The following is a 14676-nucleotide window of genomic DNA, read 5'->3' as shown; positions in this document are numbered from 1 at the left end:
TCAGGCTCCCATCAAATGTCGAGTGACGAATACCGTGGCGGCCGCGGCTGCCATAAAGGCGAGGGTCGCGGCGATTGAGCGAAATGAAAGGCGGCCGATCCCGCAGACGCCGTGCCCGCTTGTGCATCCGTTCCCGAGGCGTGTGCCGAAACCGACGAGCAGTCCCGCAGCGATCAGCACCGGTACCGACGAGGTCACTTCAATCTGCGGCTGGCGGATCAACGTCGAAGCCACAATCGCTCCAACCGGAAGACCGATCACGAAAGCAGCAGCCAGTCGCCACGGCGGTCCTGCATCCGCGATCCGGACTACCGTAGCGAACATTCCACTAACACCGGCAATCCGGCCCGTGAGCAAAAGAAGCAGTGCAGCTGCAGCGCCGATCAGCAATCCGCCGAAGACGGCAAATGCAACGGGGAGCGGTTCCAGCATTATAGCAGGTTGAGCGGCAGTTTGAGGTAGCGAGTGCCGTTCGATTCCGGCTCGGGCAAATGGCCGCCTCGCATGTTCACCTGCACCGAAGGCAGGATCAGGCGCGGCATGTCGAGCGTCGCATCACGCGCGGTGCGCATGGCCACGAAAGCGTCTTCGTCGACGCCTTCGTGGACGTGCACGTTGCTCGATCGCTCAGCGCGGACGGTCGTCTCCCAGGCGAATTCATCGCGGTTCGGGGCCTTATAGTCGTGGCACAGGAACAGGCGGGTTTCGTCCGGAAGTTCGAGTAGCCGGTGGATGGAGCGAAACAGCCGGTGTGCGTCGCCGCCGGGGAAGTCGGCTCGCGCGGTGCCGTAGTCGGGCATGAAGAGTGTGTCGCCAATGAAGGCAGCATCGCCGATCACGTAGGCCATATCGGCCGGCGTGTGCCCGGGAACATGGAGCGCGATTGCTGGGATTCCGCCGAGGCTGAACTTGTCTCCATCGGCGAAAAGCCTGTCGAACTGCGATCCGTCACGCGCGAATTCTGTGCCCTCGTTGAAGATCTTGCCGAACACTTCCTGAACGCTGCGGATGTCCTCGCCGATCGCGAGGGCTCCTCCCAGCTTCTGCTGAAGATAAGGCGCCGCCGACAGGTGATCGGCATGAGCGTGGGTCTCCAGCAGCCATTCGACGGTCAGGCCCTCCGCCTTGACGTAATCGATGATCCGGTCAGCGCTTTCGAAGGATGTGCGTCCTGCTGCCTCGTCGAAATCCATCACGCTATCGACGATGGCTGCCGCCTTCGTCGCAGGATCGTGCACGATGTGGGTCGCAGTGAAAGTCGGCTCGTCGAAGAAGGTGCGAACGACGGGGCGATGGATGTCGCTCTGGAGCGCTTGTTCGACCTGAGTTTCCGCACGTCCGAAGTGAACGGCCGCGTCGTTGCGCTGGATCAGATTCGCTGGAACGTTCATGGGCGGGTTCCTTTTGGGCCCATCTGCCGTGCTGGCTGCTTGTCCGCATTAGGTGATTTCCACGAAGGGTCGCCACCTTCCTTCGAGCAAAACATCTTATGAAGCAGGATCAGCACCTGAGCCGCACGTTCGTCACCGACCCTGTAGAAAAGAGTTTGGGCCTCGCGTCGGAACGCGACCAAGCCTTGGTCCCGAAGCTTTGCCAAATGCTGCGAGAGTGCGGACTGGCTTAGGCCAATTCGCGACGTAAGGTCGCCGACCGATATCTCTTCCTCAGCAATGAGATGGCAGAGGATTAGCAGCCGATTCTCGTTGGCGAGCATCTTCAGTAGCGCCGCGGCCTTGGCCGCATTAGCGGTCATTTCGGAAGGGGATATGGCGACTACTTTATCCATTAGCAGTCACTAATTTAGTGATTGTTCATATACAATCATGTGTGTCTAATTCAGCCTGCGCTGACGAACGAATCCAACACCTTCTTCAACCCCGCATGCTCGAACTCGATCTCGAGCTTGTTGCCTTCCTGCGCGACGATCTTGCCGTAGCCGAACTTGCCGTGGAACACGCGCTGGCCGAGCTCCAGGTCGGTGCGGCCCTGGTTGCCTAAGGATACCGCCGAGGCCTTCGCCTCGATCACGCGGGCCGGGTCGCGGTTGAAGCGGCCGCCCTGGCTTGCTCGCTGCCAGCCGGGGCCTCGCGTCGACGCCCGCATCGACTGGGCGGGGCCGAGGTGGGCGAAGGGGTCGGCGCGCTCGCTCCATTGCGCTCGCCACAGGCTCTCGCCGCCGGACATGGTCGTTTCCGTCTCGATGTGCTCGTCGGGAAGCTCGCCGACGAAGCGGCTGGGGAGTGAGCTGGTCCACTGGCCGTAGATGCGGCGGTTGGCGGCGTGCATGACCGTCGCCTTTTTCCGCGCGCGGGTGATGGCGACGTAAGCGAGGCGGCGCTCCTCCTCGAGGCTGGCGAGGCCGCCTTCATCGAGCGCGCGCTGCGACGGGAAGATGCCTTCCTCCCAGCCGGGCAGATAGACGACGTCGAACTCCAGCCCCTTGGCGGCGTGGATGGTCATGATGGTGACCTTCTCGCCCTGCCGGTTCTCGTCATTGTCCATGACGAGGCTGACATGCTCGAGGAAGGCGGGGAGGGTCTCGTACTCCTCCATCGCGCGCGTGAGCTCGGCAAGGTTTTCGAGGCGGCCGGCGCTTTCCGCGCTGCGGTCGGCCTGGAGCATGGCGGTGTAGCCGCTTTCGTCGAGCATGATGCGGGCGAGCTCGGCATGAGGTAGCTCGTTCGACATCTGCTTCCAGCGGTGGATGTCGGCGACGAAGCGGCCGAGGCTGGAGCGGGCGCGGGCCTGAAGCTCGTCGGTGTCGAGCAGCCGCGCGGCGGAGATGAGCAGGGGCTCCTGAGTCGCGCGCGCGTGCGCGTGGATGGTGGCCAACGCCTTGTCGCCGAGGCCACGCTTGGGCTGGTTGACGATGCGCTCGAACGCGAGGTCATCGGCGGGCTGGTGGATGAGGCGGAGGTAGGCGAGGGCGTCGCGGATCTCGGCGCGCTCGTAGAAGCGGAAGCCGCCGATGATCTGGTAGGGCAGGCCGATCGCGATGAAGCGCTCTTCGAACTCGCGGGTCTGGAATTGGGCGCGGACGAGGATGGCGACGTCGTCGAGGCTGAGCCCGCGGCGCTGGAAGCCCTCGACGTCCTCACCGATGCGGCGCGCTTCCTCCGGGCCGTCCCAGATGCCGACGACCTTGACCTTTTCGCCGTCACCCTTGTCCGTCCAGAGCGTCTTGCCGAGGCGGCCGGAATTGTTGGCGATGAGGCCGTCGGCGGCGGCGAGGATGTGGGAGGTGGAGCGGTAGTTCTGTTCGAGGCGGACGATCTTCGCGCCGGGGAAGTCCTTTTCGAAGCGGAGGATGTTGGCGACTTCGGCCCCGCGCCAGGAATAGATCGACTGGTCGTCGTCGCCGACGCAGCACAGGTTGCGCCGCGGCTCGGCGAGGAGCCTCAGCCAGGCATACTGCGACTGGTTGGTGTCCTGATATTCGTCGACGAGGATGTAGCGGAAGCGATCGCGGTAGCTTTCCAGCACGTCGGGGTGCGTGCGGAAGATGGTCAGCATGTGCAGCAGCAGGTCGCCGAAGTCGCAGGCGTTCAATGTGCGCAGGCGGTCCTGGTAGGCGGCGTAAAGCTCGCGCCCGCGCCCGGGGCCGAATGCCTCCGCTTCGCCGAGGTCGACTTCCTTCGGGGTCCAGCCGCGGTTCTTCCAGCGGTCGATGAGGCCGGCGAGCTGGCGCGCGGGCCAGCGCTTCTCGTCGAGATTGGCGGCGCTGATCAGCTGCTTGAGGACGCGGAGCTGGTCGTCGGTGTCGAGGATGGTGAAGTTGGATTGGAGGCCGACGAGCTCGGCATGGCTGCGGAGCATGCGCGCGGCGACCGAGTGGAAGGTGCCGAGCCAGGGCATGCCCTCGATCGCTCCGCCGCTGATCTTGGCGATGCGCTCCTTCATCTCGCGCGCGGCCTTGTTGGTGAAGGTGACCGCGAGGATCTGGCTGGGCCACGCCTTGCGGGTCGCGATCAGGTTGGCGAGGCGGGCGGTGAGGGCGGAGGTCTTGCCCGTGCCGGCGCCGGCGAGGACCAGCACCGGGCCCTCGGTCGTGAGCACGGCCTCCCGCTGCGGCGGGTTGAGGCCGGCGAGCCAGGGGGCTTCGCGACTCGGATCGGGCGAGTCGGGCAGGTTGGACGGCGATTCAGGCACGGACCTGAGGTAGGTTAGGGGGAACGGAACGGCAACTTTTTCGGACGACTCGAAAGAGTCACGAAACGTTCTAACCTTTGTTACCGATATCCCCGTTATCCACAGGCTTGAGCACGTATTTTTCGCTTCCCCGACTCGGCGGCGAGGTGCATTGTTCAAGGGTGATCGGGACGGAAGTCCCCGCCTCACCGGAGCGCCGGCAACGGCAGGAAGGAGCGGCGAGTGACGGAAGGACCGATCTCCGCCGACAGGCAATGTGAAACTCCTCGGAGGATCGCGGGGCCAGTCGGGAAGAGGCGCCGGAAGAGTTGATCTTCCTCTAGCGCGACGCGGTTCGGAAGACTTCGGTCGGAAGAGCAAAGCGAGACGCAAGAGTGGTCGACCCAAGAAGGGCCGCGGAACATCGGATTGTTTTGGTTTTCGGACCAGGCGACGATAGTTGAAAGACAAGCGAACCCTCGGGTGGCGCAGTCCAGTAGATGGTCGAGGCTCCTCTCACGAGGGAGCGATTTGATGGGAAGCGACGCCTGAGCTGGTGAACTTGGATTTCTGGATCGGATCTCTCGGGATCTGGACTTGAAAACCGGTAGATCCTTCGCTCGGCGCAGTGGGGGCTGGCAGCAATGCCGGCCCCCATTTCTGTTTGGGGTTTGCGATCACGCTGAGCCGGCTGGCTCCCTCAGATGACTAGTGCTCGTGCGCCATCGCCATCTGGTGATTGGGGATCGACGACAGTGGGACAAGGTGGGGGTCTTCGTCGCCGCGGGCCCAGGCGTCGATGATCTGCAACCCGTTCCCCATGTCGCCGCCCGAGCAGTTGAGCATCCGCTCGATGCAGCCGTCCGGGCCTTCCCACATCGCGTGCGCGTCCGGGTCCCAGGCCATGAAGAAGTCAGCGTGGAACGAGGCGCCCGCTTCCTTGCCGACCATCGCGTCCGATGAAAGGGACCACAGGCGAATGTCGTCGCCGGGCAAGATCTTGTAGGCCGAGCTCAGCTGGAAATCGGCGATCACGTAGGGATGCTTGTTGTCGCAGCGCGGTTGTCCGGAGCCCATGTCCCGCTGTGCGTAAGAGACGTGCGTGCGATGGTTGGGGCTGTCGAGGTTCTGTCCGTCCCAGCAGGTCGGGGAATGTCCTCGCGACCAGATTTCCATGCCGACCTGGCAGATGCCGGAATCGGCCAGCTTCTTAAGGGTCGGAAAGGCGCGCTGCTGCACCGGCTCGCCCTTGTGCACGCAGATCCAGTCGAACGAGCCGGTTGGAGCGGATTTCGTCAGCATGTCGTACCCGAAGATGAACTTGAGACCGTTGGGCAACGGCACGCACTTGCCCTGGTATGCCCAGTGCTTGCGGTCCCAGCAGACTGGATCACTGCTTGGCCGGCGCTTGTAGTAGATGGTGGTGTAGATCGGGCGGACCGCATTGCCCTTGCCGTCGAGCATCGCGGGTTGCCAGTAGCCCGAACGGTTCACCGCTCCACCGCAGGTGCTGTTCCCCTTCGTGCGAAGCGAACGGTAGGTCGAATAAGCGTCCGCATCGAGATTGCCGAAGAACTGGTGCAGGTGCGATTTGCCGGGCTGGCCCGGATAAACGATCGGGTCGTCGTAGAGCAGGTGGCCGGGGTTGCACTGAAAGCGGAAGGCTCCGACCACGTCGGGCGCGGCGGACGGCGGAATCTTGCCTTCGCCCCACGACTTCTGAAGCATCGTCGACAGGACGAACTCGCTCTTGATCGGAATCTCGCCGGTAAGCGGGTTGTGGGCTGCGGCCGCGGGGGCCTGCGTTTGCGCGACAGCGGCGGGACCTGCGGTGAATGCTGCCACAAGGACGATCAGCGCGGAGATGAACAGGCGACGCATGCGGAGACTCTTACATGGAAGGGCCGAACAAGAACATGAACCGATCCTGCTGTGCCGCGAGACGGGAAATCAGCTTCCAACCCACTGCACCAACTCAAGCGTAATTCCCTCCGGACCCTCGAAGAGCCGCAGCTTCCGGCTGATGTAGTCCAGCTCTTCACTCAGCATGGTGACGCCATTGGCCTCGAGGTGCTTTGCTGCAGCGCCCAGATCGTCGACCCGAAGCGCGAGATGGTTGAAACCCCGTTCCCGAAGATTTGTCGGATGCAGGCCGGGATCGGTCCCTGGCGTCGGCGTGAATTCGAGTAGCTGAATCTCGAACCGTGGGTTCGCACCTTCGAGCGCGAGCGTGATGTGCTGCGCCTTCATCTCCGGCATGCCCATGTAGTGCGCGGGAGCGCCGCCATCGATCGTCAGCACATGCTCCTCCCGAAAGCCGAGAAGGGCGAAGAAGGCGATGGCCGGGCCCGCGTCGGCCACTGCGATGGTCACGTGATCGACATTGAGAAACATCATGTGCCTTTCTCGATCCTACGAACATTGAACAATAGCCAGCGGTCGCTGCCTTTCCAGCCGCCCCCGAGAGATACTGCGCCGCCCGCAGGCGTCCGTTAATCACGTCCGGGAACAAAGGCTTAGGTTAATCGGCCCAAACGGGCGGTTCGAGTGGGGGGCCCAGGTAAGGGCCGAGTATGAGTATTTTTGGAAAGAGTTTCGGTGGCGGTCGTCGGGCCGCGCCGAGGACGGATGCGCCGCTGATCGCGGTAATCACGACCCTCACGGAATCGCATTCCGTGTTGGTCGTTGACGTGTCCTCCACGGGTGCCCGGCTGAGCGGACAACTGCTTCCCAAGATGGGCGCAGACCTGGTCGTCACAATCGCAGAAGTAAGGGCTTTCGGCACGGTCGCCTGGTCGGAGCATGGCGAGTGCGGAGTGACGTTCGACGTTCCGCTTTCGAATGGGGACGTGGAGCGTCTGAAGCTACGAGTGTCGACCGCTCGCGGCCTGCCCCCTGAAATCAGGGCCGCGTTCGACAATTGGGTCATGGGTTGCTGACGCTGAGATTCCTGCGAGTGCCCTTATTTGGCGCGCTCGTAGGGGACGAAGTCGCCGAGGATGCAGGCGCCGACAGTGGAGCCGGTGGGCATGTCGACGACGAGCAGCCGCTCTCCGCGGCATACCCGCAGGCGATTGCCCTCCCGTCCCAGAGTTCGAAGTCCGGATAGATCCGAGCAGCCCTGACCGGCCTGCAAGTCGTTGCGCCAGATGCGGGGGCCGTCGCGAAACAGCAGCGTGCCGTCGTCGATCCCGATCGGGCTTCGTGTCTTGTCCGGCGCGATGCAGCGCATCGGCTTGCCGGCCACGCGCCCGGCCAGCCAGGAATCCAGCTTCGCCTGCGTTTCCGGCGTTCGCTGAGACCCATCGGACGACGTCGCCCCGATCAACATGATTGCGCCAAGCGCCAGCAAGACTCTGCGCATCGCCGATCCCCCAGTCAGTTTCGCTGACTATTGCCAGATCGAGAAAACACGCAAGCGAGGCGGCCTTTCAGCCTAGTGGTTTCTACGGATGTTTCTGTTACGCAATTCGCCTCCGGCCGTCGGCGAGCCGGACGGGTTGTAGCGTTGCGTCTCGCCGCATGGCAGCAGGAGGCAGAATGCGCGCTGTACGGACGATCTCCACCTTCCTGATCCCGGCATTGATGTTGAGCGCCGCATCTCCTGCGTTGGCGCAGGGGCGCGCCGGCACGCTGATCAGCGCCGAGCCAATCGTGGAAACGCCGGGCGGGATGCAGGCGTGGAAGGTCCGCTATTGGACCCTGCTCGGCGATGGCCGGCCGGTGCAGGCGACGGGGATCGTCGCTGCGCCGCGCGAGGCCATTCCAGCACAGCCGCGAAACGTGCTGGCCTGGACCCACGGGACCTGGGGCGTGGTAACGAAGTGCGCGCCGTCCCTGAGCCCCAATTTCTGGAATGCGACTCCCGGGCTTGAAGCAGTCCGGAGCGGTTATGTCGTCGTCGCGCCCGACTATCCCGGGCTCGGCTCGGACGGCGTCCATCCGTTCCTGGTTGGGGTTGATACAGGCCGCTCGGTGCTGGATGCGGTGCGGGCGGCGCGGTCCATTCCGGGCGCTGCGGCCGGGAGCCGTTACGCGGTGTGGGGTGAATCCCAGGGCGGTCATGCGGCACTGTGGACCGGTCAGATTTCGGCCCGTTACGCGCCCGAGCTGCAGCTCGTTGGAGTGGCCGCCGCCGCTCCGCCCACGGATCTCGTGCAGAACCTGCGGCAGAGCGCGAATAAATCGGTTCGGACCTTCTTCACCGCGTACATCGGCTACACTTGGAACCAGCGTTACCACGCTTCACTGGCGCCGTTCGGCGGTGCACAGTCTCAGCGCATCCTGAAGCGGCTGGCGCAGAACAATTGCATCGAGCTCAACTCCAAGCCGAAGCTTGGGACGATTCTGGGCGTCGCTACCTTGCAGAGCCGATGGAAGACTTTGGATTTGGGTCGCATTGAGCCCTGGGCCTCGCTCGCTCATCGCAACAGTCCGACCACGCACGATTTCGGAGTGCCTTTGCTGATCGCGCAAAACCCAAAGGACGATCTGGTAGCGCCGGCCGTCACGCTCGCACATTCGAAGGCACTGTGCCGGTCCGGCGCCCGCCTGAAATACATCACGATCAGCGGGCCGGGTCATGCAACCAGCGCCAAGGACAGCGCAACGGAAACGCTTAGCTGGATTCAGGACCGCTTCGCCGGCCGGCCCGCGCCGAGCGACTGCCGTCGCCTCTAACGTACGACAATCGTCGTGTGCATCCCGAAGGTCGAGTGGAACGGGTGTCCGCAGTGAACCTTGTACTCGCCGGCGGAAGGTACGAGCGTGACCGTCTTCGTCTCGCCGCCCTTGAGGTCGACTTCGCCCTGTTTCACGTCGCCCGAGACGATCTTCGAATGGGCGAAGAAATCGGGTGCGGTAAAGTCGTGGCCTTTGCCGGCCGTGTTGACGAACTTGAGGGTCACTTCCTGACCGGCTGCCAAGGCAATCGGGCCGGGCTTGTAGCCGTAGCTGTAGAGCGAGATGGTCTGCACTGGCGGCGCGGCGATCGCGGCTGGAGCGACGATCATGAGAGCGGGGACTAGCAACAGGAGACGGCGCATCGGCGAAACTCCTTCCGGGGTTCACGCTCTTACCACATGTTCCTGAACGCCGGACGACTGAGATCAGGCGATCAGCTTGCCCCGAAGCAGGTCGCCGACGCGCTTCGAACCGCCGTCGTAGAAGCCGCACTCGCCGGTGAATTCCTTCGGGTTGTGGAACGTGCCGAAGATCATGTCCCACATCGGCAGGTCCGAATAATTCCGTGCGTGGACGCCGCGTTCGTGGTGCGCCGAATGACTTTCCGGGCGCTGGATGATGTAGCCGAGCCAGTGCGGCGTACGGACGTTCAGGTGCTGGAACATGCCGTAGAACGTCGCGATCACGTTGATGGCAATGGCTGCTTCCGCGCTGACCCCAAATCCGAGAACCAGAGCGAGGCTCCCAAGGAAGGCCCAGCCGATCGAATCAAATGGGTGGAAATAGAGCGCACCCCAGATGTCCACGCGCTCCGGGCTGTGATGCATCTGGTGGAACCAGCGCCACAGGAACGTCACGTTGTGCATAGTCCGGTGCCAGACGTAGATGCCGAGCTCCAGCAGGAGGAATCCTCCGACGATCTGGAGCCACAGGGGCAGGGTATCCGCGGCAAAGAGGCGGTGCTCGCCGAGCCATCCGTCCCAGAACAATGGCGCGTAAGTCGCAAGCGCGAAATAGAGGAGGGTGAAGGCCGTGCCCTGCAGCCGCCAATGGGCAACCGGCGGGAACTTGCGCCCGGCGAGCAACAGCTCGAGCGCGGCAAAACCGACGAAGAACCCCAGCGCAATGTAGTGGTACAGTCCGATCATCGTCTTCCCCGATCCTGGTTGTGGGGACGGATTTACCCAATTGGTCTATACCATCTCTAGCAGGAGCACGGTCTCTAGGGCGTGCCTTCTTGCAAAAACACAGAGATTCAGTGACTTGTAGTGAGTCTCGCGGGGGACAACGCGCTCATGGTCGACAAGCTGATGGAGAAAACTGGACCTGCGGTACAGTTGGAGTCGAGCGCGCAGACCAAGGGCGAGCGCACGCGAGAGAAGATCCTCGACGTCGCGTACGATGCCATCGTCCAGAAGGGGTTCGCGGCGACATCGATCGAGGAATTGGTCGAGGCGGCGGGCATTACGAAAAGCGGCTTCTTCTACCATTTCCGCGACAAGAACGACATGGCGCGGCAGCTGTTCGACCGCTTCCTTTCCGAAGACGAGAAGATCATCGAGACGCTGGAGGGACGGGCGCGCGAACTGTCGGACGATCCGCTGCAGGCCTTTCTCATCTTCCTCAATCTCTACGCCCAGATGATGGACGACATGGAGACGCTGCACCCTGGCTGCATGGTGGCCAGTGTCACCTATCAGGAGCGGCTGTTCGACGCCGAGGTGATCCAGATGAACACGTCCTACCTGCTGCGAATGCGCGGCCGATTTTCGGGCTGGCTGAACGAGATCGCGGCGGTGCATCCGGCAAAGGTGGAGGTCGACCTTGAAGGCCTCGCCGATACGCTAACGACGACGGTCGAAGGGGCGATTATCCTGTCGAAGGCGCTTGCCGATCCTGGTTTGATGGGACGCCAGACGCGGCTGTTCCGCAACCACGTGAAGCTGTTGTTCGGCGCATGAAGAAACGGCGGCGCCCGAAGACGCCGCCGCATATTCGCTAAACTGAGTCGAGGGTCAGGCGCCCGCTTCCATGCCGTGCTTGAGCTGGCTGATCTGGTCATGCCCGCGGCGGACCGTCTGGTAGGATTGCTCGACGGTCGCGCGACTGTCGCCGGTGAGGTCGCCGCTTTCGAGGGCGGTTTCGAACTTCTCCTTCAGATAGTCTTCTCCGCGCTCGACCTCGTTGACGATCGCTTTTTCGTCGCGTCCGGTGATGGCCGCCTTCAGGTCCTCGAAACGCTGGTGAGCCTTGCCGAGGAATGAGCCCGACTCTTCCGGATCGCCGCCGAGCCGGCGCACTTCCTCGCGCAGGCTGCTGACGACTTCCTGGCGTTCGTCGGCGTTGCGGCGGAAGATCTCCCGCAGTCGCTCGCTGTCGACGTTCTGGGCGGAATCCTCGTAACCCGTGATGCTATCGATTGTGGTGGCAATGAGCGTGTTGAGAGTGCTGATCTGGTCCTTGTTTTCCATCCGGAAGCTCCACTGTCCTTGGGTTAAGTTGTTGGAAGAACGCGCGAACAGCCGAGGCGATGCGTGGGCCGGCGGATAAATGAGGCATCGACCGCAAATCCTTGGCATCCTGCCGAACAGCTGGGGGATGGAGCGAGTCGAAACAGGGGGCAGACGAATGGCGATCAGTCGGCGTGAAGTGCTTATGCGTGTCGGCACGGTGGGCGGAGCGGGGGCGGCGCTCGCAGCGATGCAGATGCTCGGATTGTCGATGCCGTCGGCTGCGTCAGCGGCGGATTTCGCGTTGCCCAAGGCCTCGGGAAACGGGCGTTCGGTCGTCATCCTGGGCGCGGGGATCGCCGGGCTGGTCTCGGCCTATGAGCTTCAGCAGGCCGGCTATCAAGTCACCGTTCTCGAGGCGCGCGACCGTGTCGGCGGGCGCGCCTGGACGATCCGCGGCAACGACCCGCTGATCCAGATCGACCGGCCGGCGCAGCGGGCGAACTTTTCGGAGGGGCTGTATTTCAACGCGGGACCGGCGCGCATCCCTTCGTGGCACCACGCGATCCTCGGCTATGCCCGCCGCTTCAACGTCCCGATGGAGACCTTCGTCAACAGCCACATGGCGACCGGCTGGGACTTTGGCGGGAAAGTCCGTCCGGGCCGGCAGATGGTCAATGACATGCAGGGCCGCATCGCCGAGCTGCTGGCCAAGGCGATCGACCAGAACGCGCTGAACGCCGCCATGCCCAAGGAAGAGCTCGGCCAGTTTCGCCAGTTCCTGCGGTTCTACGGCGGCCTCAACGAGAAGGGCGTTCTGGTTGCCCAGCCAAGCTCCGGCTATTCCGAATGGCCGGGTGGCTACACTCAGGCAGGAAAGGCGCTGGACCCGCTGACGATCAGGGAAATGCTGCCGAACCGCGGGGCTGCGTTTCCCCAAATCTTCCAGGCGATCATCGATATGCAGCCGACCATGTTGCAGCCGGTCGGAGGCATGGATCGCATATCCTACGGGATCTACGAGCAGGTGAAGCCGAGCGTCCGCCTCAACACCCCGGTCAACGCGATCCGCCGGGTCGGCGACCGGGTGCGGATCGAACATGCGGGCGGAGTGACCGAAGCCGACTTCGCGATTGTCACGCTGCCGGCCAACATCCTGGAGCGAGTGCCAAACGACTTTTCACCCGCCAAGAAGGCTGCGTTGAAGAAGGTCAACATTTTGCGAAGCGCAAAGGTTGCGTTCGAGTCGCCTCGCTTCTGGGAGGCCGACGGAGTCTATGGGGGCCTCGCCTGGACGGACAAGCTGAACGAGAATGTCCTTTATCCCAGCAGCGGTCATCACTCGGCGCGGGGAGTCATCGTCGGCGCCTATGTCGCGGGCTGGACGCACGACAATACGCCCGACGCTTTCGTGAAACTCCCTATCGCCGACCAGATTCGGGTCAGCCGGGAGTCGATCGAAGCGCTTCACCCCGGCAAGTCCCAACTGCTGGAAAGCCCATTGGCCGTGAACTGGGGCCAGGTGCCTTATTCGGAAGGTGTCGGAGCGCTGTGGGGCGGCGGTCTCGGCGATGAGGGGCCGCGCGGGAGCGAATACACCGAACTGCTGAAGCCGGAGGGACCGATCGTCTTCGCCGGCGAGCATTTGTCGTATCTCGGCCTGTGGCAGGAGGGTTCCGCTTTGTCGGCGCAACATGCGCTGAAGCTAGTGCAATCGATGGCGTCCGAGAGGGCTGGCAAGGCTGCCGCGGCCTAGCGTATTGCCGTTTCGCTCGGTGATGTTGGGGAGATCAGCTGATGATTATCCGCGTCTTGCTCGTGGCATCGGTGGCGTTCGCCGGGGTTTCCCAGTCGGCCTTTGCTGCTCCGCCAATTGGTGCCTGGAAAGTGGAAGCCTCGGATTTGCGTTGCCTCGTAACCCGACAGTACGGCGATCCCAAGAAGCCGATTACGCTGGCTCTGAAGGCTGCGCCGACAGAAAGCACTTATCAGCTAGCGATCCTTCGTTCGGGATACCGCAAAGGGCAATTGCAATCTGATGCGACGCTGACCTTTGATGGGCAGAGTTTCACCGAAAGTTCGCTTAGCTATCCCACGAGTGGCAACAAGCGCGTCACCCACCTTATCAATCTTGGCACAGCGCAATCCTCTGCGGCCCGAACGGCGAAATCTGTGAAAATCGCGATTCAGGAAGGGCTCAATGACGAATTCGATCTCGGGCCCCTGCCCCAACCCGTTCTCACCGAGCTGAACGGATGCGTGGATCGGCTACAGGATCGTTGGAACATTGGGGATGAACGCCAAGCGAAACTCCGCGCTGGAGCGACAGGCAATCTCCAGAGGACCGCCGTAGTGTCAGGCGACGATTATCCTCTGACTTCACAAAGGCTGAATCAGCAGGGCTCGATACGCGTTCTCATTTTGGTGGATGAAACGGGAATGCCGAAGGATTGCTCTGTGCTTCAGACCAGCGGAAGTGCTTTGCTCGACTCGCGAACGTGTGGCGTGATCATGGAACGCGCGACGTTCTCGCCGGCCATCGACCAGTCGGGCAAGCCAGCCAAAAGCTCGTTTACCCAACGCATGTCATGGCGATTGGAAGGCTAGGTCTAGCGGCGGGACTAACCCCCAACCCCCGGCAACCGCGCTGCGATCGGCGCCCAGGTGCCGCTGACGATCAGCGCAACAGCGGCGAGCGTCGCCAGCGCGTAGGTACCGAACGCGACCTTTGTCGCGGGATGCGTTTTGCCGAGCGTGCGCTTGTCCCAAATGAACAGGGGCAGGAAGAAGGCTAGGGTCACGATCATCTGAACCGCGAAGAGGGCCTTGACCGGTGGGGCTAGCGGAATTCGGCCGAAGCTGGGACCGAGCACGACGACCATCGCCGCGCCGAGCATAAGACGCTTGTGCCATTGCGCTTCGCGACGGCGTTTCCAGCCCTGCCAGACGAGGAATGCGAAAGCAGGCATCGCGAGGAGGGGGAGCGCTGTCCAGTCGAGCGGCGTGGTGAAGGGCGGGACGTTATTGCGGACCACCTGCCACACGCCTGTCAGATACATGACCGGGATCATGGCGATGGCGAGGAACATCGATGCCGCGCCAAGCTTCATGTGAATGTCGCGGCGGCCAGCGGCGACGAGCTGCGTCTGGGTGACGAAGACCAGCATCCAGAGCGTGAACAGCAATCCGTGGAAAATAACCCAGGGCGGAAGGGTCGGGTTGGGGCGCGGGTATTCGGGGACGATTCCGCGCAGGTAGAAGCTAGGCGCGAAGCCAACGAAAACCAGCGCGGTCAGGAACAGCGCCATCCGCGTGTAAAAACGGCGCTCGCGGGATTGAAGATCGGCGGCCGACGAAGCAACAGTAGCCATTGCACTTCCCCCAAAGATCATGGCTGATTGGGAGCACAGTCCTA

General features: G+C 62.9%; 16 protein-coding genes. 5 read left to right on the top strand and 11 right to left on the bottom strand.

Annotated features, from left to right (window positions below):
• The 6 genes from ABD928_RS03275 to ABD928_RS03250 all read right to left on the bottom strand — a co-directional run bounded on the left by ABD928_RS03275 (position 1) and on the right by ABD928_RS03250 (position 6525).
• Positions 1-432, bottom strand: a complete 432-nt coding sequence (locus tag ABD928_RS03275; protein WP_345166048.1) for a YeeE/YedE family protein — start codon at positions 430-432, stop codon at positions 1-3.
• Positions 432-1391 carry an MBL fold metallo-hydrolase gene (locus ABD928_RS03270; protein ID WP_345166046.1) on the bottom strand — a complete coding sequence of 320 codons (960 nt, stop codon included), beginning with the start codon at positions 1389-1391 and terminating at the stop codon, positions 432-434. Before ABD928_RS03270 ends, ABD928_RS03275 begins: the two co-directional genes overlap by 1 nt.
• Positions 1388-1786, bottom strand: a complete 399-nt coding sequence (locus ABD928_RS03265) for an ArsR/SmtB family transcription factor (protein ID WP_187714409.1) — start codon at positions 1784-1786, stop codon at positions 1388-1390. The genes ABD928_RS03270 and ABD928_RS03265 overlap by 4 nt, the downstream gene beginning before the upstream one ends.
• 50 nt (positions 1787-1836) lie before the next feature.
• Positions 1837-4149 (bottom strand): ATP-dependent helicase, encoded by a 2313-nt coding sequence (locus ABD928_RS03260; protein ID WP_345166042.1) that lies wholly within the window; start codon positions 4147-4149, stop codon positions 1837-1839.
• A gap of 687 nt (positions 4150-4836) precedes the next feature.
• On the bottom strand, positions 4837-6009 hold the full coding sequence (locus tag ABD928_RS03255; protein WP_187714408.1) for a DUF1996 domain-containing protein: 1173 nt from the start codon (positions 6007-6009) through the stop codon (positions 4837-4839).
• Between the two features lie 69 nt (positions 6010-6078).
• Positions 6079-6525: a VOC family protein gene (locus ABD928_RS03250; RefSeq protein WP_223276275.1), complete on the bottom strand. Its 447-nt coding sequence runs from the start codon at positions 6523-6525 to the stop codon at positions 6079-6081.
• A 176-nt stretch (positions 6526-6701) separates the two neighbouring features.
• On the opposite strand from ABD928_RS03250, the gene ABD928_RS03245 reads away from it, so the two are divergent.
• Entirely contained in the window at positions 6702-7067 is a 366-nt protein-coding gene (locus tag ABD928_RS03245; protein ID WP_345166037.1) for a PilZ domain-containing protein, read from the top strand.
• Between the two features lie 23 nt (positions 7068-7090).
• On the opposite strand, the gene ABD928_RS03240 is transcribed toward ABD928_RS03245, so the two are convergent.
• On the bottom strand, positions 7091-7492 hold the full coding sequence (locus ABD928_RS03240) for a hypothetical protein (RefSeq protein ID WP_345166033.1): 402 nt from the start codon (positions 7490-7492) through the stop codon (positions 7091-7093).
• 176 nt (positions 7493-7668) lie between these two features.
• On the opposite strand from ABD928_RS03240, the gene ABD928_RS03235 reads away from it, so the two are divergent.
• Positions 7669-8808, top strand: coding sequence for an alpha/beta fold hydrolase (locus ABD928_RS03235; RefSeq protein ID WP_345166030.1), 1140 nt, complete (start codon positions 7669-7671; stop codon positions 8806-8808).
• Here ABD928_RS03235 and ABD928_RS03230 read toward each other — a convergent pair.
• Positions 8805-9173 (bottom strand): cupredoxin domain-containing protein, encoded by a 369-nt coding sequence (locus ABD928_RS03230; RefSeq protein WP_187714404.1) that lies wholly within the window; start codon positions 9171-9173, stop codon positions 8805-8807. The two genes, ABD928_RS03235 and ABD928_RS03230, sit on opposite strands and share 4 nt — an antisense overlap.
• Before the next feature lie 63 nt (positions 9174-9236).
• On the bottom strand, positions 9237-9959 hold the full coding sequence (locus tag ABD928_RS03225) for a sterol desaturase family protein (protein ID WP_187714403.1): 723 nt from the start codon (positions 9957-9959) through the stop codon (positions 9237-9239).
• Between the two features lie 120 nt (positions 9960-10079).
• On the opposite strand from ABD928_RS03225, the gene ABD928_RS03220 reads away from it, so the two are divergent.
• Complete coding sequence (locus tag ABD928_RS03220) at positions 10080-10772, top strand: TetR/AcrR family transcriptional regulator (RefSeq protein ID WP_345166025.1); 693 nt, start codon at positions 10080-10082, stop codon at positions 10770-10772.
• Positions 10773-10826: 54 nt separating this feature from the next.
• Here ABD928_RS03220 and ABD928_RS03215 read toward each other — a convergent pair whose 3' ends face one another.
• The gene (locus ABD928_RS03215; protein ID WP_187714402.1) at positions 10827-11282 is read right to left on the bottom strand and encodes a ferritin-like domain-containing protein; all 456 of its coding nucleotides are present in this window, start codon (positions 11280-11282) and stop codon (positions 10827-10829) included.
• Between the two features lie 157 nt (positions 11283-11439).
• Here ABD928_RS03215 and ABD928_RS03210 point away from each other — a divergent pair, with 157 nt between their 5' ends.
• Positions 11440-13017 carry a flavin monoamine oxidase family protein gene (locus ABD928_RS03210; RefSeq protein WP_345166021.1) on the top strand — a complete coding sequence of 526 codons (1578 nt, stop codon included), beginning with the start codon at positions 11440-11442 and terminating at the stop codon, positions 13015-13017.
• 41 nt (positions 13018-13058) lie between these two features.
• Positions 13059-13868 (top strand): TonB family protein, encoded by an 810-nt coding sequence (locus ABD928_RS03205; protein WP_187714400.1) that lies wholly within the window; start codon positions 13059-13061, stop codon positions 13866-13868.
• Between the two features lie 14 nt (positions 13869-13882).
• Here the strand turns inward: ABD928_RS03205 and ABD928_RS03200 are convergent, their stop codons facing one another.
• A complete protein-coding gene (locus tag ABD928_RS03200; protein ID WP_345166018.1) occupies positions 13883-14632 on the bottom strand; it encodes a hypothetical protein in 750 nt (249 codons plus the stop codon).
• Positions 14633-14676 lie beyond the last annotated feature (44 nt).

Origin of the sequence: Sphingomonas daechungensis, assembly GCF_039543105.1 — a bacterium.
Classification (GTDB): domain Bacteria; phylum Pseudomonadota; class Alphaproteobacteria; order Sphingomonadales; family Sphingomonadaceae; genus Sphingomicrobium; species Sphingomicrobium daechungense.
The sequence above is the reverse complement of the archived record's forward strand: the minus strand, read 5'-3'. Positions and strand labels throughout refer to the sequence as shown.